We start from the raw sequence: 25,511 nt of genomic DNA on the forward strand, positions 1-25,511 counted from the left end.
TTCGGCATCCTTTCCGGGATTCAAGGGAGGTGAACCCGAAGGACGTTCGCGTGCTGAGCGTTGCGCCGGGTTGGAACGAGACCGAGGCCTACGTCCTTCCAGGCGGACCCCGGTCAGGCCACGCACGGCCGGCAGGTACCGATCGGCAGCTCTCAGGTAGGTGGGAAGGCGCAGTGACGTGCCTGCAGGGCTTCGAGCACCCAGCGCCTGTCGCTACGGCCTTCCGCGATGGCCTGCAGCTGGGCATGTTCGGCCTCGGATTTCGCCTTGGCCTTGGCATAGACCTCGTCCAGCTCGGCGAAGGGCACGCACAGCAGGCCGTCTTCGTCGCCTATGATCAGGTCGCCCGGCTCGATCACCATGCCGGCGATCGCCACCGGGACGTTGATTTCCCCAGGCCCGTCCTTGTAGGGACCGCGGTGGGTAATGCCGGCGGCGTACACCGGCAGGTCATGCTCGGCAATCGCGCGTGAGTCCCGGATCGCCCCGTTTATCACGAAGCCGCCCAGGCCCTTCTGCTCTGCATAGCAGGTCATCAGCTCGCCGATCAGGGCGTTGGTCAGGTCTCCGCCGGCATCCACGACGAGGACGTCGCCCGGTTGGGCGAGGTCGAGGGCATGGTGCAGCATCAGGTTGTCTCCCGGGCGGCATTTGACCGTGAGTGCCGGTCCGGCCAGCACGCCACCGCGGTGCATGGGGCGCAGGGTGGTGCCGGCAGCGGTCATACGGCTCATCGAGTCGCTGATGTTGGCCACCGGCAGGGTACGAAAGCGAGCGATGTGTTCGGCACTCGCCTGGCGGGTACGTCGCAAGATTCTGAAGCCTACGGTCATGGTCGGTTTTCTCGTTCAGTGGGGCGCAATGCGGTAGAGCGTGGCGGCAGTCTGGCGGAACAGGCTCGCGCGTTCCGCGGCGCTGAAGTCCTCCGTCAAACGCTTGAAGGCGTTCCACAGCACGCCGTAGCCATACATTCCCTTGTCGACCGGGAAGTTGCTTTCGAACAGGCAGCGCTGCACACCGAAGTGTTCGATGCAGTGCAGGATGTAGGGTCGCCACAGCTCGGCCAGCTGCAGGGAGGTTGGCGGCAGGGGTCGCCGATGCAGGTCGAAACCCGAGACGCCCATGCCCAGGCCGCCCAGCTTGACGCTGACGTTCGGGCAGCGCGCCAGGCGAATCATCGCCGCCTTCCAGTGCGCATAGACCTCGTCGCGCCGCCCTCGATAGGGGCCCGCGCCCAGTGGCCCGCCCACGTGGTCCAGCACGATCCCTTGATTGGGCAGGCGCTCGGCCAGGGCGATCACCTCGTCGAGTTGGGTGTGGTAAGCCCAGACATCCAGCACGAGGCCGTACCGTTCCAGGCAGCTGGCTCCGCGGAGAAAGGTCGGCTCGAGGAGCACTCCGGCGGGGGGCGGGACCGGATTGGTCACCAGGCGCGGATCGGGATGCCAGGCTGTCGTGTTGCGGATGCCCCGCAGACGGTCGCCGGACCGTTCGCGCATGTCTTCCAGAACCGGCAGCACGGCGTCTCCCAGGCGTAGGTCGGCACCGGCGACGATGGCGGCATTCAGGCGAGTGGCACCAGGCGGCCCGCTGGCGCTGCGCTCGGCGATACCGGTTGCGAACTGCACTTCCCCCACGCTTTGAAAAGCCACGGGACGGGCCATATCGAACATCGAACGGCACTGCACGTACACGGTGGCGACCACCTTGTGCCCGGCCTGATCGATGTCGGCCTGGTACTCGTCGGACAGGTAGCGTTGGCCGCTCCGGTCCCACAGGTGATGGTGCGCATCGATGATCGCCAGCGTCGGGTCCAGCGCAGGCTCCTTCGCCTGGGCCAGCCAGTCGGGGCGCGGCGCTATGTGGGGTGAAGCAGGGCGCGTGGCGTTCATCAGTGGGCCCGGATGTCGGCGATGAACTTGGCAGCGCGTGGGTGTTCCGGGGCGCTGAAGAAGGTCTCGGGTACCGCTCGTTCGAGCACTTGCCCGGCATCCATGAACCAGATGCGATCGGCCACGTCCCGGGCGAAACCCATCTCATGGGTCACGCAGATCATGGTCATGCCATCAGCTGCCAGGGCTTTCATTACCTGCAACACCTCACCCACCATCTCTGGGTCCAAGGCGCTGGTAGGTTCGTCGAAGAGCATCACCGGCGGCTCCATCGCCAGCGCCCGGGCGATGGCCACCCGCTGCTGCTGGCCTCCCGACAGTTGCGCCGGCATGGCGTCCGCCTTGTGTGCCAGGCCCACCTTCATGAGCAGGTCCCGGGCCTTCTGCGCGCTCTGGACCCTGTCCTGCTTGAGCACCGTGAGCGGGCCGATCATCACGTTGTCGAGCACGGACAGGTGAGGGAAGAGGTTGAAGCTCTGAAAAACGAAGCCGATCCGGCTGCGTAGCGCATTGAGGTCATTGCCCCGGCCATGCATGTCATGGCCGTTCACCTCTATCTGTCCCGCCTGGATCTCCTCCAGGCGGTTGACGGTACGGATGAGCGTCGACTTGCCCGAGCCGGAAGGCCCGCACACCACGACCACTTCACCGGCGGCGACGGTTTCGTTGACGTCGTGCAGCGCCCGATAGGCGCCGTACCATTTGTTAACGCCCTTGAACGCGATCATTTGCTTTGCCCCAGCAACAAGGTGTGGCCCTCGGCGGCGCCGGTGGCAGTGGAACGGATACCGGCACGCTGTCGTCCGATGGCCACCTCGAGCCACCTGGCCAGGCGACTGAGCGAGAAGCACAGGACGAAGTAGAACCCGGCCAGCAACAGGTACACCTGGAACGGCTGAGTCAGCAGCTGGTTGTTCACCTGGTAGGCGGCGAAGGTCAGCTCTTGGGTACCTATCAGGTAGGCGAGGGAGGTGTTCTTGGTGATCAGAATGAACTGGTTGACTATGCTCGGCAGCATGTTGAACAGCGCCTGGGGCAGTACCACCTTGCGCATTGCCTGGCCGTAGCTCATGCCGATGGCGCGAGCGGCCTCCATCTGGCCTCGCGGTACGGCGTCGATGCCGGCGCGAACCACCTCGCCCAGAAAGGCACCCTCGTACACCACCAAGGCCACGACCATGGTCAGGGTGCCGGAGATGTTCACTCCCGTGATGAGCGGAATCACGAAGTAGGCCCAGAAGATCAGTAGCAGCAGCGGGATCGAGCGCACCAGGAGGGTGTAGCCCGCGGCGAGCTTACGGACGAAGGCCAGGTTGGAGGTGCGGGCCAGCCCGATCCCTACCGCGATGGGGAAGGCCAGCACCAGGCTGGTGAGCGCCAGTACCAGGGTAAGCGCCAGGCCACCCAACGGCCCATGAGGGTATTGGCCGACCAGTAGCATCACCCCGTAGTCGTGAAGGATATCGAGCATGAGTTACCTCGCCATGCGCAGGGTGATGCGGCGTTGCCACAATCCACCCACCAGCATCAGGGTCCAGGAGCCGAGCAGGTAGAAGAGGCTGGCCACCGCGAAGGTCTGGAAGGTCATGTAGGTTTCGCCCTCGATCTGGCGCGTGACGTACATCATCTCGCCGGTGCCGATGGCCATGGCCAGCGCGGTGGACTTGAACAGGGCCAGCGCCTGGTTCACGAGGGACGGCGCCGCGGCGCGTACCGCCTGCGGGATCAGTACCTTGCGCAAGATCTGCAGGTAGTTCATGCCCAACGCGGTAGCCGCCTCGCGCTGGCCAGCGGGTAGCGCGCGAAACCCGCTGCGCAGGTCTTCACTGGTGTAGGCGGCCGCATTGAGCGTGAGGGCGATAACGGCGAACACCATCTCACCGCCCTGGGCATTGACCCAGTCCTGGGTGGCCACGGGCAGCAACTGAGGCACGCCGAAGTACCACACGAACAGCTGCACCAGGCTGGGGACATTGCGGTGATATTCGACGAAGGCGTCAACCAGCCAGCCGGCGACCCGCGTTGGCAGGAGGCGGATGCCCATCAGCACGCAGGCCAGACCGAAGCCCAGCACCGCACAGGTCAGGAACAGCTGCAGGGTGACGGCGATACCGCCGAGGAAAAGGTGCAGGTAATCACCCTGCAACAGGGAAGCGAAGCCATCGAAAAGGTGCACGGAAGCCTCCAATAGGGTCGCCTGTCGGCGACCCTGAGCCTGTCACTGGAAGTCGGAGAGGGGGGGCAGCTTCTTCTCACGCACCAACTGGAATTCGGTACCCGGGCCGTACCATTTGTCCCAGAGCGCCTGCAGCTCGCCGGTGGTTTCCATGTCCTGCAGGGCCTTGTCCACGGCCTGGGTCAGGGCGTCTTCCCCTTTCTTGATACCCAGGCAGTTGGGTTCGAAGTGCAGCGCCTGGTCGAGGAAATGCATGTTCTGGGCACGCGCATGGAAGCGAATCGCGGCGGGCTCGGTCATGGCCATGCCCTGGGTCTTGCCTTGCTGCAGGGCAAGGAAGGCCGAAGGGGCGTCTTCGAAGGCAACGACCGTGGAGTCTGGCAGTTGCTGACGCGCATAGAGTTCCGGCGTGGAGCTTTTGATCGCGCTGATGCGTTTACCCTTGAGGTCATCAAAGGTCTTCAGCTTCGGGTCCTTCACCAGGATCTTGATCGGCGTCTGGTAGTAGGCGGCAGAGAAGTTGATCTGCCCGGCGCGGTCCTTGGTGTAGCCCAGGGCGGCGGCGACCACGTCGGCTCGGCCGGATACCAGCGTGGGGATGCGTGCGCTGACCGCGATGCCCTGTAGCTCGGGCTTGACCCCCAGGTGCTGGGCCAGGGCCTTGCACACGTCCACGTCCAGACCGACGATCTCCCGCGTCGCCGGGTCCTGGTAGCCGAGCGGTACGCTGTCCGTGAGGGTCGCGCAGCGAAGGGTACCGCGCGCCTTTATGTCTTGCAGCGCGTCGGCCATGGCCGAGGAACAGGCCAGCAGGCCTACTACAGCGAAAATTGCCCGTTTCATAGTCAGTTCTCTATTACATGGTGAGGGCAGAAGGGTGACGCGCAAGAGTTGTTGTTCTAGTCGGTGAAGCATCAGACCAGGGCTGCGCAAGCCGCCTTGATGCGTTGACAGCCGTCTTCGATCACCTCGGTGGAGGTGGCGAACGACAGCCGCAGGTAAGGTGACAGGCCATAGGCCGCACCGTGCAACACGGCCACCTGGGCTGCCTCGAGCAGATAGGTGCGCACGTCCAGGTCGGTACTCAGCACCTTGCCATCCGGGGTGCGCTTGCCCAACAGGCCGGCGCAGTTGGGATAGGCATAGAAAGCACCTTCGATCGGTCGGCAGTGAAGGCCGGGTATGGCGTTCAGGCGCTCCATGATCAGCGCTCGGCGTCCGGCGAACAGCGCTGCGGCCCGCTCGACGAAGGCTGCGCCATCGTTCAACGCCGCGATGGCCGCTGCCTGGTTGATCCCTGAGGTGCCTCCTACGCTTTGCGACATCAACTTGTCCATGGCCTTCACCAGAGCTGCCGGACCGCCCGCGAAACCGATGCGCCAGCCGGTCATGGCATAGGCCTTGGACACCCCGTTGATCACTAGCGTCCGCGCCTTCAGCGCCGGTGCCAGCAAGGCCGGCGCGGCCAGGGCCTGGCCCTGATAGTTGAAATGCTCGTAGATCTCGTCGGTCATCAGCCATACCTGCGGATAGCGCAGGAGCACCTCGCACAGAGCCTGTAGCTCCGCCTGACTGTAGATGGCGCCGCTCGGGTTGTTCGGGGTGTTGAGCACCAGCCATTTGGTCCTGGGGGTGATGGCCGCTTCCAATTGCGCCGCGGTGATCTTGAAGCCCTGTTCGTCCGGGCAGGCGACGATCACCGGCACGCCGCCGTTGAGTTTCACCACGTCCGGATAGGACACCCAGTAAGGCGCAGGGATGATCACCTCATCGCCCTCGTCCACGGTGCAACTGAAAGCGGTGTAGATCAGCTGCTTGGCGCCAGCGCCGACGATGATTTCGTTCAGCGCGAAGTCCAGGCCATTCTCTCGAAGGAATTTACGCTGAACGGCCAGCTTGAGCCCAGGCGTGCCGGACGTGGCCGTATAGCGAGTGTGCCCGGCCAGGGCGGCGTCGTGAGCGGCTTCGATGACCAGGGCAGGGCTATCCAGGTCTGGCTCGCCCGCGGTGAAGTCCAGCACCTTCACGCCCTGCGCCTGCAGCGCCGTCACGCGCTCCTTTGCCGCCACACTGGCAGAGGGACTGAAACGGTCGAGGCGAGTGGACAGGGGATACGTCATGACAGGGCCTTAACGGGGTGAAGAGAGGTGTCACCGACGTTACCGATGGAGGTATCGAATAAATAACGATATTTTGTCCGGGGAATTCATCGTATTTACGCATGTGCAGGGAGACCCTGGTGATCACGATCAAGCAGGTCGAGGCGGTGTACTGGGTGGCCCGACTGGGGAGCTTCGATGCTGCCGCGGATCATCTCAACACCACCCAGTCGGCCGTATCTAAGCGCATCCAGGACCTGGAAGGCCGCTACGGGCAGGCGCTGTTCGACCGCAGCGGTCGGCGCGCACTCCTCACGCCGCTGGGCGAGCAGCTTTCACGCCTGGCCGAGCCCTTGCTCGCGCAGCGCGATGTATTGCTCCAGACGCTCGAAAGCCCCGCGACGCTGCAGCGCAAACTACGCCTCGGAGTGACCGAGTTGACGGCGCTTACCTGGCTGCCAGATCTGGTGCACGGCATTCGCGAGCGCTACCCGAAGGTGGAGATCCTTCCGGAAGTGGATATCAGCACCGTGCTGTACTCGCGCCTCGAGAGCAACTCCATCGACCTGATCATCGTCCCGGACATTTTCTCCAATCACCGGTTCGCCAGCGAGCCGCTCGCTGCGGTGGAAAACGCCTGGCTGTGCGCGCCGGGCCAGGCGGGGAACCTGCGGCAGCTGCCAGTATCCGCGCTGGCGGAGCGTACGCTGGCACTGCAAAGCGGGCAGTCGGGCATGGGGCGGGCATACGGGCAGTGGTTTCGCGAACAAGGCCTGGACGTGAGCCGGGCGATCTTCTGCAACAACCTGTTGGCGCAAATCGGTTTGGCGGTCAGCGGTCTCGCCACTTCCTACCTGCCGCGTCGTTCACTGCAACGAATGATCGATGGCGGCCAACTGGTAGCCCTGGACGTGACTCCGGCCTTGCCGCCCTTGCAATACCAGGTGATCTACCGCCCAGCGGAGACGGACCCCTTCCTCGGCGGGATCATGGAGATCGCGTTGGGAACCTGTGACTTCGGCAAGTTCATCATGCATTAGGTTTTGTACGAAAAGTCGCCGAGCGACGGTTAGGCGAGGCGAAAAAGGCTGAGGAAGCGGATCGGACCCGCGCTCGGGCTTACGAGTGGTAAATGAGCATTCCGAAGCCTTTTTCAACGAAGCATCACCGAGCGCAGGCATTTTTCGTACAGAGCTTACGCTAGCGCATCCCCGGGTCGTGCAACAGGTGCCGCAGCGGGCAGGCTTTCGCTGGCCAACGTCGCCGAGGCTGGGCACGTCTCGCGACGCCTCTCGGATGGCGCTCGCCGGGAGGAGCGGATGGGCGATCGATACCACTCGATCGCGCCGAGGGGCTCTTGGCCGGCGGCATCGATACTGCCGCCGGCGCTGGAACGGCCCAAGCCTGTGGTGGCCTCCGCGCCAACCTTTTGGGAAGGGCTCAGGTCCGGCCGCGCCCCATGACCCTGGGTTCAAGGCCTCACAGCGTGACCGGCGATCCGGACTGACCGACCTGGGCTGAAGGTCCTGAGCCTATCGACTCAACTCATAGACGCACAGGTTCACCGTGGCCGCCAGGTTCAGGGATTCGATGGCACCTGAACCGCTGATGGTGAAGGGCTGGGCGTTCAGCGCGGTGAGCTGCTCCCGGGGTACGCCGCGGGCTTCGTTGCCGAACAGATAGCAGTCGAAGGTCTGGAACCCGGCCGACTGGATCGGCGCGCCCTGCATGTCCAGGCAGGCGATGCGCGGGAAACGCTCGGGCAGGCCGGCGAGTTCGACGTCGAGTTCCAGCGGGGTGTGGAAGATGGCGCCCATGCTGGCGCGGACGACCTTGGGGTTGTAGGGGTCGACGCTGCCCGGACTGAGCAGGCAGCGGAAGCGGCCGAACCAGGCCAGGGTGCGCAGGATGGTGCCCAGGTTGCCGGGGTCCTGGATCTCGTGCAGGTAGAGGGCGCGCTCGCCATCGGTCGCGGCTACGGCCTGCTCGGGCGTAGGCATGGGCACCACGGCGATGATGCCCTGGGGCGTCTTGGTATCGGCGATTTGCGCCATCTGCCGCTCGCTGACCAAGTGGGTCCGGAACGGACTCTGCCAGTGCTCGTAGGCGCTCGTCACATAGAGTTCGGCCCGCAGTAACCGGGGATTACTCAGCGCGGCCTTTTGCAGCTCCAGCGCCAGGTGCTCGCCCTCCACCAGGAAGTGACCGAATTCGGCGCGGTACTTCTTCTGGTGGAGTTTCTTGATGTCGTCGAGCTTCATCAGCCAGCGGCCCGGTCGAGCGGGGCGTGCAGCGCGTCGGCATCGGCGAGCATCGACCTGGCCAGGGCCTCGGCCACCTTGATGCCATCCACGCCGGCGGAGAGGATGCCGCCGGCATAACCGGCGCCTTCACCGGCCGGGTAGAGGCCGCGCAGGTTCAGGCTCTGCAGGCTGTCGTTATCACGGGTGATGCGCACCGGCGAAGAGGTGCGGGTCTCGATGCCGGTCAGGATGGCGTCATGGCGGTCGAAGCCACGGATCTGCTTGCCGAAGGCGGGCAGCGCCTCGCGGATGGCCTCGATGGCGTAGGTGGGCAGCGACGGCGCCAGGTCGCCCAGGCGCACGCCGGGCTTGTAGGAGGGCTCGACCTCACCGAAGGCGGTGGAGGGCACGCCGCGAATGAAATCGCCGACCAGCTGGCCGGGCGCGCAGTAGTCGCTACCCCCCAGTTCGAAGGCGCGCGATTCCAGGCGTTCCTGCAACTCGACACCGGCCAGCGGATCACCGGGGAAGTCCTGCTCGGGATTGATGCCCACCACGATGCCGGAGTTGGCGTTGCGCTCGTTGCGCGAGTACTGGCTCATGCCGTTGGTGACGACCCGACCCGGCTCGGAGGTGGCGGCCACCACGGTACCGCCCGGGCACATGCAGAAGCTGTACACGGCGCGGCCATTCTTGGCGTGATGGACCACCTTGTAGTCGGCGGCGCCGAGTTCCGGGTGGCCGGCGTATTTGCCCAGGCGGGCCTCGTCGATCATGCCCTGGGGGTGTTCGATGCGGAAGCCGATGGCGAAGGGCTTGGCCTCGATGAACACGCCCTGGCGCTGCAGCATGCGGAAGGTATCGCGGGAGCTATGGCCCAGCGCGAGCACCACGTGGCGGCTGTGCAGGGTGTCGCCATTGGCGAGCACCACGCCCTCGAGCTGGCCGTCGTCGATCAGCAGGTCGGTCACCTTGCTCTCGAAGTGGACCTCGCCACCCAGCGCGATGATTTCCTCACGCATGGCCGCCACCACGCCGGTCAGGCGGAAGGTGCCGATGTGCGGCTTGCTGACGTAGAGGATCTCTTCCGGCGCGCCGGCGCGGACGAATTCATGCATCACCTTGCGCGCGTAGAACTTCGGGTCCTTGATCTGGCTGTAGAGCTTGCCGTCGGAAAACAATCCGGCCCCGCCTTCGCCGAATTGCACGTTGGACTCGGGCGTCAGCACCTTCTTGCGCCACAGCGCCCAGGTGTCCTTGGTGCGGCTACGGACATCCTTGCCGCGCTCCAGCACGATGGGCTTGAAGCCCATCTGGGCCAGCAGCAGGGCGGCGAACAGGCCGCAGGGACCGAAACCCACCACCAGGGGGCGCTCGGTCAGCGTCGCCGGCGCCTGGCCAACCGGGTAGTAGCCGGTATCCGGCGCCGGACGTACCTGCAGGTCGTTGGCGAAGCGCGCCAGCACCGCCGCCTCGTCGCGGACCTCCAGATCGATGATGTAGATGAACAGGATGACGCTGTTCTTCTTGCGCGCATCGTAGCTGCGCTTGAACACGGTGAAGTTCAGCAGATCGGCGTCGCGCAGCTTCAGGCGATCCAGGATGGCCTGGCGCAGCTCGGCGGGGGTGTGGTCGAGTGGCAGGGACAGTTCGTTGATGCGAATCATGGCAAGAATCCTGGCCGGTGACTCCGGCAAAGGAAGGGACGAGGAGGGGTAGGGCGGCGATTGTACCCGCCGGTCCCGGCGCTGTCAGGCCGGGACGATGGATGCTCGGGCGGGCCGGCCAGCGGTCGGCCTGGCGATCCCTGATTCGTCCCGCGACGTTATCGGCTTATAATCGCCGCCACTTCGCGGCCGGCCAGGCTTGGCGTGCGTCCGCTCCTCACCCGCTTTCCCGTGGTAGCTCCAACATGAAAAGATCCAAAAGCAGCCGTCGCTGGCTGGATGAACACGTCAACGATCCCTTCGTCAAACGCGCTCAGAAAGACGGCCTGCGCTCGCGCTCCAGCTACAAGTTGATCGAGCTCAACGAAAAGGACAAGCTGATCCGCCCCGGCATGCTGGTCATGGACCTGGGCTCGGCCCCCGGTGGCTGGTCGCAGGTGGCCGGCGGCATCGTCGGCGAGCAGGGGCGCGTGGTGGCGACCGACATCCTGCCCATGGGCGCGCTGGACAACGTCGACTTCGTCCAGGGCGACTTCACCGACGATGCCGTCTTCCAGAAGATCCTCGGCGTACTCGATGGCCGCAAGCCCGATCTGATCGTCTCCGACATCGCCCCCAACATCAGCGGTGTCGCGGCCGCCGACCAGGCCGCCGCCATGTACCTGGTGGAACTGACCCTCGACATGGTGCGCCAGGTGCTCAAGCCCGGCGGCAACTACGTGGTCAAGGTGTTCCAGGGCGAAGGCTCCGATGTCTTCCTGAAAGACGTGCGTACCTCCTTCGAGAAGGTCTCGATCCGCAAGCCCGAAGCCTCGCGCCCCCGCTCGCGTGAAGTCTATCTGGTGGGCAAGGGTTTCAAGGGCTGAGCAGCCTCCATCGTCGGGGGGCGTCGACAGAGCTGGGACAGGGCAGATCTTCCTGTACCGGCTGAGCATTGGTCTGGCCAGAGGTAATCTGGGGGAGATCGCCTCGCGGTCGAATCTCATGCCCGTTGGGCCGACAGGGATATCGTTTGAACCTGTCGTTTCTTCGCTGAGTTGAAAGTCGAAAGCGGACGCATCACCGCGCGCGACGCCCACTACCACGGGCCGCGCGTTGGCTTTGTCGATAAGGCGAAGGCGGTTATTCGTGCGCAGGCTGAAGCAGCGTGTCCTGCCACTGTTTCCGCCTGGTAGAGCGCGCGCAGGCCGTGTGACCTGATCGCAGAGCGGCGACCTGAACGGGACGACGACAGCGGCTAACGGGAACGCCGGATACGAGTGCCCGTCCACCCCTCGGCGAGTCATGGTAGGGCAGTGCAGCTGCCGCCTACCCGAGAGGCCGGCACTCTCAACTCCGAATATTCCATGGCGCCAGAGGCATACCTAACGCTTCGTCTTCGTCGCCAACGCGAAAGCCGTCACACGCTGCATCCCAGGTGGCATTACCAACCCCTGCCAAAAAACGACCTGGAAGAACGATTCACGCCAGGCGATTCAAGTTTTGGTCAGGCGATACGATGACGTATAAATCGTAACAAATATTGTGACAATAACCGTCCGGGTGCTGCCATGTTCGCTCGCTTGAGTATTTCGCAAAGGATCCATGGTGGCTTTCTGGCCATGGTCGTCATCATTACCGCTCTCATAGGAATCAGCTATGTGGGCTTCGCCCGGATGCAGGAGTCCACGCGCTGGAACGTCCATACCTACGACGTGCTGCGAGAGTTGGATCTCACCCTCCAGAAACTGGTGGATATCGAGACCGGCATGCGCGGCTATGTCATAACCGGTCGCGAGGAATTTCTCGAGCCTCTCAAGAATGGCGTCCGGGACTTCGGTGCGCATGTACAACGCCTCGCCGACCTGACGGCGGATAACCGGGAGCAGCAGCAGCGCATCGCTGAGCTAAGGGCGCTGGAAGCCCGTTGGGAGCAAGAGGACATCCAGCCGATCCTCGCCCAACGCCAGGCACAGGCGCAGGGTGCACCGGATCTCTCCCTGGTCGCCCGCGTTGCCGAAGCACGGGACAAGGTCAAGATGGATGGGCTGCGTAAGCTGGTCGCGCAGATGGCTGATACTGAAACCACCTTGCTGGGAGTCCGCGATCAAGCCCTGGAGGCCGCCAACAGGCACCTGGTGCAGATCCTCTGCGGGGGTGGTGTCGTAGCGGCCATCTTGGCGCTGATCATCTCGCTTTCGCTGGGGCGCGGGACCCGTGGCCGCTTGCAAGTGGCCATCGACGCCGCTAACGCGGTGGCCGAGGGCCGACTCAACACGGCGATAGACACCAATAGCAATGACGAGCTGCCTAGGGCATTGGCTCGTATGCAGGGCAGCCTGAGGGACATGGTGCAACAGATAGGGGTGGCCGCACACCAGTTGGGGCAGGCCGTTACCCAGATCAATGGGGCGTCCCAGCAACTTGCGGGGGCAGCGACCGAGCAGTCGAGCTCCGCGTCCTCCATGGCCGCCACCATCGAGGAACTGTCGGTCAGCATCAGTCACGTCACGGAAAGCGCCGAGGAAGCCCATCGCCTCAGTGCTCAGTCGGGCCAACAGTCCAGTGAAGGCGGAGAGGTCATACAGGCGACGGTATACAGCATGAACAGCATTGCCCAGACCGTACAGAAGTCCGCGGAACAGATAAGCGAATTGGGGCAGCACTCCGATCATATTTCCTCGATCGTCAGCGTGATCCAAGGGATTGCGGACCAGACGAATCTGCTCGCACTCAATGCTGCCATCGAAGCGGCCCGGGCTGGAGAGCAAGGCCGCGGCTTCGCCGTGGTGGCCGATGAGGTCCGCCTGCTTGCCCAACGTACCGCTAATTCCACTCAGGAAATTGCGGGGATGATCGAAAAGATTCAGGAGGGCGTCCGCCAGACCGTGAGCAACATGCAGGTAGGGGTCAGCGAGGTGGAGCGTGGGGTCGACCAAGCCGCTCAGGCAGGGGACGCCATCATCGGCATTCGGGACGGATCTACCAAGGTCGTCCAGGTGGTGGACCAGATTTCGTTCGCCCTGCGTGAGCAGAATGCCGCCAGCCAGGACGTGGCGCGAAGTGTAGAAAAAACCGCCCAGATGTCAGAGCGCGACCGGGCAGAGGTGCAGAGCATCCTGCACACCAGCGAGTCCCTCGCCGATCTGGCGCGTGGGCTGGAGCGCCAGGTGGCGCGCTTCAGCCTTTAGCTCTGCAGCGATCAAAAGGAGAATTGGAGAGCCTATCGCCGGCTCGAGCGCCGAGGCCGGCCCGCCCGCTCCCTGGCCAGGGCGATGAAATTCTGCAGGGCGGGCGAGGGATTGAAGGCACGGCAGGCCAGGGTGATCGGGGCTGCCAGGCGTGGACGGGCCCCGCGTATGGGGCAGTAGAAGATACTGGCTCGGTGGATCTCGGCCATGGAGGCGGGTACCGCGGAGAGGCCTGCACCGGCGGCTACCAAGCTCAGGTTGGTGAGCATGCGGTCGACCTCGAAGGCTACCCTTGGCTCGAAGCCGGCATGGCGACAGGCGTCCAGCAGCTTGGCGTACATGCCCGGCGCGCCTGGTTTGCGCACCAGGATGAAATTGTCGCTGGCCAGGGCGGCCAGCGGCAGTCCCCGTTGCCTCAGCTGTTCCAGCGCCTCATCGCTGGCGTCGGCGATCAGCGGATGGTTGCTCGGCAAGGCCAGCACCATGGGTTCGTTGAGCAGCCGATGATAGGCGACACCTTCGGGTGCGCCGACCGGGGCACGCAGGATACCGACGTCCAGCCGCCCCTCGGCGACCCGCTGGGTGAGGCCTTGGGCATGGTCTTCGGCGATGGCGATTTCCACGTCGGGATAGCTGTCCCGGTAGGCGCGGATGATGCCGGGTATCAGAGTGTGGGCGGCTGCCGAGCTGGTGAAGCCGAGCGCCAGCGTACCGTCGATGCCCCGGGCGACGCGGGCGGCCCGATGCGCGCCCTGGCCGACCCGTGCCAGGATGTCCCGGGCCTCGAGCAGGAAGGCGGCGCCCCCGGCGGTCAGGGCGACGCCCTTGGGATGACGGAGGAAGAGGGCGAAGCCCAGTTCGTCCTCCAGGGCGCGGATCTGCTGACTGAGCGGCGGCTGCTGCATGTTCAGGCGCGCAGCGGCCCGGGTGAAGTGCTGCTCTTCGGCTACCGTGACGAAGTAACGCAGATGCCGCAGTTCCATTCGCTCGCTCGATTTCTTGGCTGCCAGCGGGAGGAGCTGGTCGGTTAGGATGGGCTGACGCCGTGCCGGGATCGCCACCCACACGATAACAATAATCGGCAGGAGTCCGGATGATCGCGCGGCTCGCTCGCAATGGCAGTGTTCAGATAGGCGTGGCCCTGGTGTGCGGCCTGCTACTCGGACTCTGGCGCCCCGAGCTGGCGAGTGCCATGAAGCCCCTGAGCGATCTGTTTCTGCGCACCCTCGGTTGGGTGATTCCCTGGCTCATGTTCGCCCTCATCGTCTCGGCTGTCGCCCGGTTGGGGACCGGCGCCGGTGCCATCGTCAAACGCATGATCCTCTATTTCCAGCTCATGTCGTTGCTGTCCCTGCTGGTTGGGCTGGTCGTCGGTCTGGTGATGCACCCGGGCACCTCTGCCTGGCCTGGGCCCGTACGGGTTGACTGGACTGGCGCCGAGCCGGTGGATCCTCTGCTGCCCGCGCCGACGCCGCTGCTCGCGCTGATCGACACCCTTCCCGACACCCTGGTGGACGCCTTCACCCGAAGCGCCGTGCTGCCAACGCTTTGCCTGGCCATCCTACTGGGGCTCGCCTTGCGCGCGTCGGGCGAGCGCGGAGCGCCGTGCCTCGCCGGTATCGAGCGGGGGTTGGCACTGCTGCTGCGGCTGCTGCGGCTGTTCATCCGCCTGGCACCCATCGCGGCCTTCGGCGCCATGGCATTCACCGTCTCCCGCTACGGCGGCGCTTCCTTATGGCCGCTGCTGAAGTTCCTGGTCGCGGTCTATCTGGCGGCGCTCTGCTTCGTCTCCTGCGTGCTGGCGCTGGTCACGCGTCTCTGCGGCTTTTCCCTGCTGCGGCTGATCGTCTGGCTGAGGCGCGAGCTGTTGCTGGTGGCGGTCACCGGGTCCTCGGTCGCCGCCCTGCCGGCGCTGATCGGCCGTCTCGAGCAGGGCGGCTGCCCGACGGAGCTGGTACGGCTATCGCTTACCACCGGCTACACCTTCAACCTGGCCGGCTCGAATCTGTACGTCGCGGTAGCGATGCTGTTCCTGACGCAGTTCGCCGGCGTCGAGCTCACGGCAGAGCAACTGGCGGTCTTCGTCGTGGTTGCCCTGATCACCACCCTGGGCTCCACCAGTATCGCCGGCTCGGCGTTCCTGACCCTGGCAGCGACCCTGTCGATCCTGCCCTTCGTTCCCGTGGAGGCGGTCGGCCTGTTGCTGGGCGTCGAGCGACTGATGAAGTGCCGCTCGCTGACCAATGTGCTGGGCAATAGCGTCGCCTGCCTGGCGCTGGCGCGCTGGCAGGGGACGCTGGACCGACCGCGCCTGGCGGCGGCGCTCGCCTCCTGAGCGGCGCTGGCCGCTCAGTTCTTCAGCAGCTTGCCGAAGGCCTGGTCGAGCGCGGTATCGGCTTCGGCCAGGCGCTGGCGCCTTGCCTTGGTCCAGTCCACGTCGGCCTGCAGCGCCTGCTTGGCCTCGCCGAGCAGGCGCTGTACCTCGGCGGGTTGCGGGCCGCCGGTGCCGACCCGGGTCTTGACCATGTTGGTCGGCGAGAGGGCGGTGCGGAACTCACCTTCCTGCAGCGGCAACCTGGTCTCCTTCCACTGGTACTTCTCGGCGGCCTGGGTGTAGAGCTGCTGGGCCTTGGCGAAGGGAAAGGTCTTGGGCGTGAAGCCTTCGTTGCGGGCCTCGGTGACGATCAGCGAGGCGAAGCTGTGACCGATGCGGAAGGGCACGTGATGGGCACGCTCCAGGGTGTCGGCCAGCTCCATCGAGGTGGTCCATTCGTTCTCCAGCTCTTCCAGGGCGCGCTGCGGGTTGACCGTCAGGGCATCGAGGACACGGTCCATGCTGGTGAACATGTCGATGGCCGAACCGTAGAAGTCGAGGTCGTCGAAGGCGAACTTGTAGTCCGTCATGCCGGTGGTCACGTTGTGCGCGCGCAGGGTGATGGTCTGCGCCAGGCCGATGGTATCGGAGGCGGCTTCGCGGGTGCGCATCAGCAGTCCGGGGTTGCGCTTCTGCGGCATGGCGCTGCTGGTGTAGGTGGAGCCTACGTCCAGCAGCAGCCAGGGGCGGATCTGGTGGTACTGGGTATGGATGTCGCCAATCATCGCGCCGAGCCTGATCGCCGAGGAGGCGGCGATGTCGGCGGCCTCGATGGGGATGTCGTAGGTGGAGACCTGGCTGGAATCCAGCGAATTCTGGCGCACGCCATCGAAGCCGAGCAGCGTGGCGAGGCGTTCGCGGTTGAGCGGATAGGCGGAATTGGCCAGCACCGCAGTCCCCATGGGGCTGAGGTTGAGACGCTGATAGAGCTGGGCGATGCGCTGGGCGTCACGGGCGAAGGAGTCGGCGTAGGCGAGCAGGTAGTGGGCGTAGGAGATCGGCATCGCCTGGACGCCGTTGGTATAGGCGGGCACCAGGGTATCCACATTGGCGGCTGCCAGCTTCAGGAGTCGCTGACGGGTGGCGTCCATGGCGTCGGCATAGGCCAGCACCTGGCCGCGCAGGGATGCCAGTCGATAGGTGGCGTAGATGTCCTGGCGACTGCGGCCCGAGTGGATCAGCGAGGCCTCCGGGCCGATCTTGTCGGTCATGATGCGTTCCACCTGGAGGATGTCGCTGGGCCGCTTGCCGTCCGGCTGGCGGCCCTGGTCGATGGCGTACTCGACACCGCCGGCGATCTTGCGCCCCATGTCCGGGGCGACGATGCCTTCCTCGGTGAGCATCACGATGGATGCCTTGTTGATGCGATTCAACCAGTCGAACTGGTCTTCGACACCGCCGGCGCGGGCACCGCTGTGCTCGACGGTGCCGCCGATCTTGGCGACCTGTGCCTGGCATTCGGCGGTGGTCTTGCAGGGGGCGTCGGCGGTGTTGGCAGCCATGGCCAGGTCGCCGGTGGCCAGGCCGATCAGCAGGGCGAGCGGCAGTAAACGCAGGGTAGCGGGCATGGATGAAGGTCCTTTCGAGGCTGCATCGGGGCCGGCGCGGAGGTGCACCGGCGACAGGTTCAGAGCAGGAGCAGGGTGTAGCTGAGGATCAGCCGGTTCTGATCGAGGGCCGTGTCATTGCGGCTGCGGTAGGTGCCGTTGCGCCAGCGCACCTTGAAGTTCTTCAGCGCGCCGGTCTGGAAGCTGTATTCCAGTTCCGTGTCCCGCTCCCACTCCCGGCCCGCGACACCGCCCGGCCCCTCGAAGTGGTCGCCCTTCAGATAGCGCGTCATGAAGGCGAGTCCCGGCAGGCCGAGGGCGGCGAAATCGTAGTCGTAGCGCACCTGCCAGGAGCGCTCGCCGGGATTGGCGAAGTCCGGCGACAGCATCACGTAGTTGACCAGGTACGAATCCGTGCCGTTGAGATGGGGAAAGCCGGTCTCGCCGTCCATCTGCTGGTAAGCCACGCCGAAGGCGTGGTGGCCGAGGTTGTAGGTGAACTTGGCGCCGTAGGCATCGTTGTCGACGTTGCTGGAACCAGCCTTGCGCGAGCGTGCGTAGCGCAGATCGGTTTCCAGCGACTGGTGCTTGCCGACCGGCAGGACGTGCAGGACGTTGAACATATGCTGTTCGTAGTTCTGGTCGAGGCGGCCGTAGTCGTAGAGGGTAGTGAGCGCCTTGCTCCAGCGGTAGCTCGCCCCGGCGAAGTCGAACCTGTCGCTGGTGCGGCCACCGGTAAGCCCGCTGCCGGTTGCCGTCATGTCCTCGTTCGCGCTGTCGTTACGGACGCGATTCTGGGCGAGGCGTCCGGCGTTGAAGGTCAGCCCCTCGATTTCCTTGGACAGCAACTGGACACCCTGGAAGGTCTGCGGCAGCAGGCGGGAGTCGCTACTGCGGACCGTCTGCATCCGCGGGATAAGGGTGCCCACCTTGAGCGTGCTCTTGGATACCCGAACCTTTCCGGTCAGGCCGAGCTTGCTGTACTCATCGGGCGCTCGATCGTCGCCGACCGGGAGCAGGCCGGTGTTCTGGCGGTCCGGTCCGGAGTCCAGCTTCAGGCCCAGCATGCCGAGGGCATCGACCCCGAAGCCGACCGGTCCTTCGCTGAAGCCGGACTGGTAATCGAGAATGAAGCCCTGGGCCCATTCCTCGCGCTTGGACTGCCGGGCGCCGGACTGGCGATAGTCACTGTTGAAATAGAAGTTGCGGAGTTCCAGTTCGGCCTTGCTGTCCGCGAGAAAGTCGGCGAAGGCGTCGATGGGAAGGAAGGAGGCGAGGGCGGCGGTGCCGACCCCGAAGGCGAGGGGAGCTGGGCGCATGGGAGGTTCCTTGACGCGTTATTGTTATTGGTCGCGTGTCTGCGTGAAGCCTTGCGAGTTCACGGGAGGAACCTTAAGAGCTTTATCGAAAGATTAAAAATATATGTAAAGTTCGTATTCGATACATTTTAGGTATCAGGATATCCCTGTTCCTGGCTGAAGGCTTAGGGATCAGGAAATTTAGCTTTTCATGAAGGGTCATGCAGCCGAGCGGGTTTGGCATCGCTGGGCGGCGTGCTGAGGCCTATGCAGCTCAAGCGCTGTACCTCGCCGCCGACGGGTGGCGAGGTGCTTTCCGGCGGGCCGCGGCGTCAGGGCGCCGTCTTCACCAGGTGCGCAGGAATCCACGGCCCGCGAACCGGGACCTGGTCATAGGCCTCGTCGCGGATGCGCAGTTCGGCGTCCTTGGGCGTGTTGTCGCCGTCCCCCTGGATGCTAACGATGTCCTGCGGGCAGGCCGAGAAGGCGACGAAGCAATCCATTTCCGCGCGCAGGGTGATGAAATCACCCGGCCGGGTGACGGTGGGCAGGGTATCCAGGTGGATATTGTCCGGCCGCACCCTGATGTTCATGAAGATATTGAACGAGGCCAGGTTGCGTCGTGGCGGGGTGACGCCCAGTTCCAGCATGCCCTCGAACAGATTATCGGCGCAGTTCCTGTGGTAGTGGGTACAGCCGAGCAACTCGTAGCGCCGCCGGTCGCAGGCCGCCATGAAGGTGTCGTGAACCCCTGGGGAGGTGTCTTCGACCAGGGTCAGGATCGGATGGCGCTCACTGGTGACGAAGCTGTCGCCCACTACCGGATTGAGGTGCTGGGTGTAGACCCGCGTGGCCTCCATGCACATGTATTCATTGAGGTCGTAGGCATTCCAGGCCCAGCAGTCGACCACCTGGGTGCCGTGGGTGTTGATGACCTGGACGCTCTGGCCGGCGCGGAGCCGGACCGCCTTGCCGTGACCGGCGGGAACGACGATGGAACTGGACGGATGAGACATGGACGATCCTCGAGAATGACTAGAGATGGCGATGGCGAGTGAGGCGGCGCTCCCAGGCGCCCGCAGCGGCATCGATGACGAGCGTGACCAGCCAGTAGCTCAGGGCTACCGCCAGGTAGATTTCCAGCGGAGCGTAGCTTTCCGAAATGGCCTGCTTGGCCGCGTACATGAACTCCTCCACGGACACCACCGAGAGCAGCGCGGAATCCTTCAGCAGGCCGATGAAGAGTCCCGTCGCGGGTGGAATGGCGACCGGCAGGGCCTGACGCAGGGCCACATGGCGAAAGCTCTGCCAGGGCGACATCCCCAGGGCGCTGCAGGCTTCGAACTGGCCTCCGGGAATGGCCGCGAAGGCGGCGCGCAGCACCTGCGCCAGATAGGGGCCGTAGTAGAGGGTCAGGGCCGTGACGCCTACCACCGGCGACGACAGCGTGAGCCCGTATTCCGGCAGGATGAAGAACAGCACGTAGATCAGCACCAGCAGGGGTAGCCCAAGGATGAAGTTGGTGTAGCCGCGCGCCAGGACCCTGAGCAGCGGGCTGCGGCTGCGCAAGCCGATCCAGGCCAGCAGGGACGCGAAGGCCAGTGCGGGTAGGGCGCTGATCAGTGACAGCTGTAGGGTGTAGAGCAGCCCCTCGAGCAGTTGGGGCAGGTACCTCGCGAGAATGCCCAGATCCATCTCAGTGACTCCTCGCCGGGTTGAAGCGCAGCTCCAGGCGCCGTGCCAGCAGCAGGATCGGCCAGCAGATCAGCAGGTAGCCGGCGACGATCGGCAGCATCACCGGCGTGGCTTCGTAGGTACGGGCGATGATGAGCTGTCCGGCATAGGTCAGCTCCGTGACCGCGATGACGGAGGCCAGCGGCGTCGTCTTGACGATCAGCGTGAATTCGTTGACCAGCGCGGGCAGGCTGGCGCGCAAGGCCTGGGGGGCCAGCACATGGCGCCAGCATTGGAAGCGGGACATGCCCAGCGCCAGGGAGGCTTCGCTCTGCCCCTTGGAGAGGGTGCGATAGCTGGCCCGTAGGATTTCCGCGGTATAGGCCGCGCTGTTCAACCCGATCGCCAGGATCGCGGCCAGCAGCGGCTTGCCACCCAGCCCCAGCAGCGGCAGCGAGAAGAACACCAGGAACAGCTGGACGATGGAGGGCGTACCGCGCATCAGGCTGACGTACAGGTGCCCCAGGCGACTGGGCAGCCAGGCGCGGCGCTGCCGCAGCCACCAGATGACATGGCCCATGACGAAGCTCAGCACCGCGGCCGCGAGCGTCAATTCCAGCGTGACCAGGAGTCCCGGGCCAAGCTCCGGCAGGGTCTTGAGCAGCTGTTCCAGCACGGGCTATTCCGGAAAATCGCTCAGGCTTTCCGCGACCGACAGGGCGACGGCGGCGACCTGATCGTTGCCGGGAATGCCCGTGCAGCAGGTGGAGACCACGAATAGCATGTCCTGTACCACCCGGCAGGTGATCCGGTCGCCGGCCTTGGTCCTGTTCGGTTGCGGACGGATGCTGCCGTCACGCTCCAGCACTACGTGCATGAACAGGTTGATCGGATCCGGTAGCTTGGGCTGCTGCCGACCCAGGCGCTCCAACTCGGCCTGCAGCGCCTCGACGCAGCCGGTCCCCGTGTAGCCCTTGCTACTCAGGAAGGCGCTGGTGGACGCCGGCAGCAGGAGATCGTGGGTGCCCAGGCTGTCCTTGCCGAGCACCATCACGGGCCGGCGTCGGTTGTTCACCAGGCGCATGCCCGAGCCGAGTACATAGGAATTGCTGAACACCCGGGTGTGATGGACAGAGAGATGCACCTGCGGGTCCGCTTCGCTGAAGCCGAACAGGCTGGCGACGGCGCCGTCTTCCAGCGCCTCGATCCGCAGCAGCTGGCCGCGCTTCACGGCGATGGAGCCTGCGCTGCCGGCCGCGACGTCGACGCGCTGGGGTGGGAGGGGCGCACGATCGCCCTGGGGTTCTTTCATCAGCAGCATGGTCGGTCCTCAGACTGGCGTGGGAAGGGTGTCGGTGACCCGGATATCGATGGGGGTCACGTGCAGGCCATTGCCGGGGATGATGTCCTGCGGGCAGGACGAAACGGCGCACACCAGGTCCTTGAGCACCTTGAACACCACATGATCACCGGCCTGGCTTTGCGGGTCGGTCACCTGCATGCGGCCGTCCGCGGTCACCGGGCCGTTCTGGAACAGGTTGAAGGGTTCCGGCACGTTCACGGCCAGGACGCCGTACTCCGCCAGGCCTTCGTGCAGGTTGTCCAGGCAGTTGCGATGGCCGTCCACGCCGAAATCGATGCTGAAGCGCGTCGGATCGCAGGCGGGCACGTTGGCATCGTGGACGCCGATGCTGTCGGCGATGACTTCGAGCAGGGGCTCGCCAGTGTTGGCGTAGAGATGGTCGCCGACCGTGAAGAACAGCGAGTTCAGCGCCCGGCGAGTGTGGACCGGCGACAGCTGTTCCCGGGTGTCACCCAGGACCACGGCGACGAAATCCGCCGCCTGCTGGCCTTCAGTGTCGATGATGGTGAGGTATTGGCCGGCACGGACTTCGAAGGTCCGGCCGTGTCCGGCCGGCACGTGCACCTGATGGACGTTGCAAGACATGGAGAGACTCACTTGCTGGGGATGAAGTCGCGGGAAGGCAGGTCGAAGCTCACCCCGAGATAGCGTTGCTGCAGGGTCTTCAGTTCGCCGGATTGCTTGAGGGCGAGGATCTCGTCGCTGATCACCTGGTTCAGGCGCTCGTCGTTCTTGCGCGTGGCCCAGGCGATCCACTGGCTGTCGCCCAGCTCGCCGGCCTGCTTCACCTTGCCCGGCAGCTGCCTGGCGAGCCCGCCCAGGACGGTGATGTCGTCGAAGACGAAGTCGGCGCGGCGCGTCATGAGCGCCGCCAGGGTCTGGTCCACGCTGTCGACGCTGACCAGCTTGATCGGCGCGAGATTCTTCGCCTTCAATTCGCTGTTGAACTGCTTGAGCAACTGTTCGGGGGCGGTGGTGGACTTGACGGCTCCGGTCAGGCCGGCCAGCGACTCGACGGTGAGCGGGCCGCCCTTGAGCCGGGTGTCATCGGCTCGGGTCAGCACGGCGTTGACGCTCTTGCCGAAGGGCACGGTGAAGAGCACCTTGGCGGCCCGCTCCGCCGTGACGTTCAGCGAGGAGCCTTCGGCATCCACCGAGCCGGCGATCAGCGAAGGGATGATGCCGCTGAAGGCCATCTTCTGGTAGTCGAGCTCGACGCCGAGCTTGGCTGCCACCCGTTTCATGATTTCCGGGGTGTAGCCCACGATCGCACCGCTTTCGTCGGTGTATTCGTAGGGGGCGAAGGTGGGGTCGATGGCCACCACCAGTTTGCCCTTGGCCTTCACGTCGTCGAGGGTGTCGGCACTGGCGGAACCCAGCAGGCCGAGCCCGAGCAGCAGGGCCGAGAAGGTCAGAGCGGAAGGGCAGCGAAAGGTTTTCATGGGGCGCCTGGGTCGTGGGGAAGGACCAGGCTGCCATCGCAGAAAGCATGCCATTCCAGGTCGCCGGAGCGGCAGACCGAGGCAAGTCATTGAAGAAACAAGTGTTTCTTTATTAGTTTTTCTGAAACATAAGTTTCTTTGGCTTCGACGCCTTTCACTACGGCTGCTTCACCCTGGTGCAGGCTGTATCCCGTTGGTGCATCAGTGACCGACATCCAGCTCATCCAGCGCCTGGTGCAGGCGCTCGACCCGTTCGAGGTGTGACGCCTTGCCACCTGACAACTCCCTGCCGACCAAGGAGCAGAGAAGATTGGTGACGGCGGAGACGCTGGCATTGCTATCGAACATCAGGGTGCTTTCGGTGTGGCAGCGGATCACCCAGGTGGCCAGCCGGGCCGGACTGCCCGCCAGGACGTCGGCGAGGTAGAGCAGGCGTACCCCGCTTTCGCTCATGACGCCCATAGCCTTCTCGAGCGAGGGCATCCGCCGCCGGATGCCGATGCAGATGGCGACATCGTCCTTGCCGAGCGCGGCGAGGTATTCCGCCAGGCTGTCGCCCGGCGAGGGCAGCAGGACGACGTCCCCCCGTACCTGGATCAGATGGGTTCGAAACATCTGGGCGATGGTCTGGCCGTGGCGAAAACCGATGACCACCACCCGGCGTGCCCCGGCGATGGCCTTCACCGCCTCGAAGACTTCGGCCTGGTGCAGCGACTGGTAGGTCTGGCGGATATTGGCGACCTCGCGTTCGAGGTGCTGCGCGAGCAGGTCGGCCGCCGTGTTCGCTGCCGCGCCGCGGTCCTGCAGATACAGCGGCGAGCCGCCGCCGCGCAGCTCCCGGACCTGGCGGCGTGCCTCCTCGTAGGAGACGTAGCCCAGGGAGCGGAAGAAGCGGGTGGCGGTGGCCTTGGACACCCCGGCGCTGGTCGCCAGTTCCGTCGCGGTCTGCATGGCGAGATGCCCGGGAGCGGCGAGGATCACGTCGGACAGCTTCCGCTCGACGGCGGACATCTGGTCGTAGCGTGCCTTGATCCGACTTTCCAGCGAAGTCGAGGTCATTGGCTGGGGCGTGTCGGAGAGAGGCATCGAAGAGTTCGGGTCCGCGGGGCGTTCCCGGCAGTCTAGCGGGAAGCCCGCGGTGAGCGTAGCCCTCCCGGGTCAAGGGCATGACGGCCAGGCGTTGACCTGGCACGGAGCGGAGCCGGACCGCGGGCGCACCGGGGCGGTGACGAGGCTCAGCGTAGCGCCGGGGTCTCTTCGAGCGCTTCCCGGGGGTGGCGTCGCCGGTAGAGCACCAGCGTAGCGCCCAGCCCGCACAGGGCGGCGAACATCAGCCAGAAGGCCGGCGAGGCCTTGTCGCCGGTGGCGTTGACCAGGAAGGTCGAGACCGCCGGGGTGAAGCCCCCGAACAGCGCCGTGGCGAGGCTGAAGGACAGCGAGAAGCCGGCGACGCGCACCTCGGCCGGCATGACTTCGGTGAGGGCCGCCACCATGGCGCCGTTGTAGCAGCCGAAGAACAGGGAGAAGTAGAGCAGTACCGCCAGCATCCGCTCGAAGCTGGGCGCGGCGGCTAGCCAGGCCATCGCCGGGTAGGCCGTGAGCAGCGCCAGGCTGGCGATACCCAGCAGCAGTGGCCGACGACCGATGCGATCGGAAACGCTGCCACCGATGGGCAGCCAGATGAAGTTGGAGACCCCGACCAGCAGGGTGACGATCAGGCTGTCGCTGGCGCTCAGGTGCAGCACGGTGCGACCGAAGGTGGGGGTGTAGACGGTGATGAGATAGAAGGTGGTGGTGGTCATGGAGGCCAGCAGGCCGCCAGCCACGACCAGGACCCAGTTCTGTTTCATCGAGCGAAACACCTCGGCGGCGCTGGGGTGATGGCGACGTTTCTTGAATTCCTCGGTTTCCGCCAGCGAGCGACGAATGAAGAAGATGAAGGGGACGATCAGGCAGCCGACCACGAAGGGCAGGCGCCAGCCCCAATCGGTCAGTTGCTCGGCGCTGAGGGTCGCATTGAGTGCATAGCCCAGCCCGGCGGCGACCACGATGGCGACTTGCTGGCTGGCGGATTGCCAACTGGTATAGAAGCCTCGCCGCCCAGGCGTGGCGATCTCCGAGAGGTAGACCGAGACGCCGCCGAGCTCGGCGCCGGCCGAGAAGCCCTGCAGGAGCCGGCCGAGCAGCACCAGGGCCGGTGCCCACAAGCCGATCTGGGCATAACCCGGGACCAGGGCGATGAGTACCGTACCGCTGGCCATGATGGCCAGGGTCACGATCAGCCCACGCCGTCGGCCGACCTGGTCGATGTAGGCGCCCAGCACGATGGCGCCCAGCGGGCGCATCAGGAAACCCGAGCCGAACACGGCGAAGGTCATCATCAGCGAGGCGAACTCGCTGTCGGACGGGAAGAACACCCGGGCGATGTAGGTGGCATAGAAGCCGAAGAGGAAGAAGTCGAACTGCTCCAGGAAATTACCGCTGGTGACGCGCAGGATGGCGCCTATCTTCGAGGGGGTGCGGGTACTGTCTGAGGACATCTTTCGTGCTCCATCATTGTTCTTGT

Annotated in this window: 24 protein-coding genes; 4 read left to right on the top strand and 20 right to left on the bottom strand. The window is 65.0% G+C overall.

The window, feature by feature from the left end; all coding sequences use genetic code 11:
• Positions 1–152: 152 nt before the first annotated feature.
• The 7 genes from RND78_RS01715 to RND78_RS01745 all read right to left on the bottom strand — a co-directional run bounded on the left by RND78_RS01715 (position 153) and on the right by RND78_RS01745 (position 6,188).
• A complete protein-coding gene (locus tag RND78_RS01715; RefSeq protein WP_312725504.1) occupies positions 153–833 on the bottom strand; it encodes an RraA family protein in 681 nt (226 codons plus the stop codon).
• A gap of 15 nt (positions 834–848) precedes the next feature.
• On the bottom strand, positions 849–1,892 hold the full coding sequence (locus RND78_RS01720) for an amidohydrolase family protein (protein ID WP_312725506.1): 1,044 nt from the start codon (positions 1,890–1,892) through the stop codon (positions 849–851).
• Positions 1,892–2,620 carry an amino acid ABC transporter ATP-binding protein gene (locus tag RND78_RS01725; protein ID WP_312725509.1) on the bottom strand — a complete coding sequence of 243 codons (729 nt, stop codon included), beginning with the start codon at positions 2,618–2,620 and terminating at the stop codon, positions 1,892–1,894. The genes RND78_RS01720 and RND78_RS01725 overlap by 1 nt, the downstream gene beginning before the upstream one ends.
• A complete protein-coding gene (locus tag RND78_RS01730; protein ID WP_312725512.1) occupies positions 2,617–3,363 on the bottom strand; it encodes an amino acid ABC transporter permease in 747 nt (248 codons plus the stop codon). Before RND78_RS01730 ends, RND78_RS01725 begins: the two co-directional genes overlap by 4 nt.
• A gap of 3 nt (positions 3,364–3,366) precedes the next feature.
• Positions 3,367–4,068, bottom strand: coding sequence for an amino acid ABC transporter permease (locus tag RND78_RS01735; protein ID WP_312725514.1), 702 nt, complete (start codon positions 4,066–4,068; stop codon positions 3,367–3,369).
• A 42-nt stretch (positions 4,069–4,110) separates the two neighbouring features.
• Positions 4,111–4,911: a transporter substrate-binding domain-containing protein gene (locus tag RND78_RS01740; RefSeq protein WP_312725515.1), complete on the bottom strand. Its 801-nt coding sequence runs from the start codon at positions 4,909–4,911 to the stop codon at positions 4,111–4,113.
• A 71-nt stretch (positions 4,912–4,982) separates the two neighbouring features.
• The gene (locus RND78_RS01745; protein ID WP_312725516.1) at positions 4,983–6,188 is read right to left on the bottom strand and encodes an aminotransferase class I/II-fold pyridoxal phosphate-dependent enzyme; all 1,206 of its coding nucleotides are present in this window, start codon (positions 6,186–6,188) and stop codon (positions 4,983–4,985) included.
• A 119-nt stretch (positions 6,189–6,307) separates the two neighbouring features.
• On the opposite strand from RND78_RS01745, the gene RND78_RS01750 reads away from it, so the two are divergent.
• The gene (locus tag RND78_RS01750) at positions 6,308–7,207 is read left to right on the top strand and encodes a LysR family transcriptional regulator (RefSeq protein WP_312725517.1); all 900 of its coding nucleotides are present in this window, start codon (positions 6,308–6,310) and stop codon (positions 7,205–7,207) included.
• Positions 7,208–7,699: 492 nt separating this feature from the next.
• Here RND78_RS01750 and RND78_RS01755 read toward each other — a convergent pair whose 3' ends face one another.
• Both RND78_RS01755 and RND78_RS01760 read right to left on the bottom strand, forming a co-directional pair.
• On the bottom strand, positions 7,700–8,428 hold the full coding sequence (locus RND78_RS01755) for an RNA methyltransferase (RefSeq protein ID WP_312725519.1): 729 nt from the start codon (positions 8,426–8,428) through the stop codon (positions 7,700–7,702).
• Entirely contained in the window at positions 8,428–10,077 is a 1,650-nt protein-coding gene (locus RND78_RS01760; RefSeq protein WP_312725521.1) for an NAD(P)/FAD-dependent oxidoreductase, read from the bottom strand. Before RND78_RS01760 ends, RND78_RS01755 begins: the two co-directional genes overlap by 1 nt.
• 245 nt (positions 10,078–10,322) lie before the next feature.
• On the opposite strand from RND78_RS01760, the gene rlmE reads away from it, so the two are divergent.
• Complete coding sequence (gene rlmE / locus RND78_RS01765; RefSeq protein ID WP_059227726.1) at positions 10,323–10,943, top strand: 23S rRNA (uridine(2552)-2'-O)-methyltransferase RlmE; 621 nt, start codon at positions 10,323–10,325, stop codon at positions 10,941–10,943.
• Positions 10,944–11,627: 684 nt separating this feature from the next.
• Complete coding sequence (locus tag RND78_RS01770) at positions 11,628–13,247, top strand: methyl-accepting chemotaxis protein (RefSeq protein WP_312725528.1); 1,620 nt, start codon at positions 11,628–11,630, stop codon at positions 13,245–13,247.
• A gap of 32 nt (positions 13,248–13,279) precedes the next feature.
• On the opposite strand, the gene RND78_RS01775 is transcribed toward RND78_RS01770, so the two are convergent.
• Positions 13,280–14,230 carry a LysR family transcriptional regulator gene (locus RND78_RS01775; RefSeq protein ID WP_312725530.1) on the bottom strand — a complete coding sequence of 317 codons (951 nt, stop codon included), beginning with the start codon at positions 14,228–14,230 and terminating at the stop codon, positions 13,280–13,282.
• A 110-nt stretch (positions 14,231–14,340) separates the two neighbouring features.
• On the opposite strand from RND78_RS01775, the gene RND78_RS01780 reads away from it, so the two are divergent.
• Entirely contained in the window at positions 14,341–15,582 is a 1,242-nt protein-coding gene (locus RND78_RS01780; RefSeq protein WP_312725533.1) for a cation:dicarboxylate symporter family transporter, read from the top strand.
• 14 nt (positions 15,583–15,596) lie between these two features.
• Here the strand turns inward: RND78_RS01780 and RND78_RS01785 are convergent, their stop codons facing one another.
• The 10 genes from RND78_RS01785 to RND78_RS01830 form a co-directional block, all read right to left on the bottom strand.
• Positions 15,597–17,189, bottom strand: a complete 1,593-nt coding sequence (locus RND78_RS01785) for an argininosuccinate lyase (protein WP_312725535.1) — start codon at positions 17,187–17,189, stop codon at positions 15,597–15,599.
• A 59-nt stretch (positions 17,190–17,248) separates the two neighbouring features.
• Positions 17,249–18,487 carry an OprD family porin gene (locus RND78_RS01790; protein ID WP_312725537.1) on the bottom strand — a complete coding sequence of 413 codons (1,239 nt, stop codon included), beginning with the start codon at positions 18,485–18,487 and terminating at the stop codon, positions 17,249–17,251.
• Between the two features lie 311 nt (positions 18,488–18,798).
• Positions 18,799–19,482 (bottom strand): urea carboxylase-associated family protein, encoded by a 684-nt coding sequence (locus RND78_RS01795; RefSeq protein ID WP_312725539.1) that lies wholly within the window; start codon positions 19,480–19,482, stop codon positions 18,799–18,801.
• Between the two features lie 19 nt (positions 19,483–19,501).
• Entirely contained in the window at positions 19,502–20,161 is a 660-nt protein-coding gene (locus tag RND78_RS01800) for an amino acid ABC transporter permease (protein ID WP_312725542.1), read from the bottom strand.
• Between the two features lies 1 nt (position 20,162).
• Positions 20,163–20,816: an amino acid ABC transporter permease gene (locus tag RND78_RS01805; RefSeq protein WP_312725544.1), complete on the bottom strand. Its 654-nt coding sequence runs from the start codon at positions 20,814–20,816 to the stop codon at positions 20,163–20,165.
• A gap of 3 nt (positions 20,817–20,819) precedes the next feature.
• Entirely contained in the window at positions 20,820–21,461 is a 642-nt protein-coding gene (locus RND78_RS01810) for an urea carboxylase-associated family protein (RefSeq protein WP_312725545.1), read from the bottom strand.
• Positions 21,462–21,470: 9 nt separating this feature from the next.
• Positions 21,471–22,088, bottom strand: a complete 618-nt coding sequence (locus RND78_RS01815) for an urea carboxylase-associated family protein (protein ID WP_312725546.1) — start codon at positions 22,086–22,088, stop codon at positions 21,471–21,473.
• 8 nt (positions 22,089–22,096) lie between these two features.
• Positions 22,097–22,945, bottom strand: coding sequence for a transporter substrate-binding domain-containing protein (locus tag RND78_RS01820; RefSeq protein ID WP_312725547.1), 849 nt, complete (start codon positions 22,943–22,945; stop codon positions 22,097–22,099).
• A 201-nt stretch (positions 22,946–23,146) separates the two neighbouring features.
• Entirely contained in the window at positions 23,147–24,031 is an 885-nt protein-coding gene (locus RND78_RS01825; protein WP_312725549.1) for a MurR/RpiR family transcriptional regulator, read from the bottom strand.
• 149 nt (positions 24,032–24,180) lie between these two features.
• Positions 24,181–25,485 (bottom strand): MFS transporter, encoded by a 1,305-nt coding sequence (locus RND78_RS01830; RefSeq protein ID WP_312725552.1) that lies wholly within the window; start codon positions 25,483–25,485, stop codon positions 24,181–24,183.
• Positions 25,486–25,511: the final 26 nt, after the last annotated feature.

Origin of the sequence: Pseudomonas oryzihabitans, from assembly GCF_032027545.1 — a bacterium.
GTDB lineage: Bacteria > Pseudomonadota > Gammaproteobacteria > Pseudomonadales > Pseudomonadaceae > Chryseomonas > Chryseomonas oryzihabitans_F.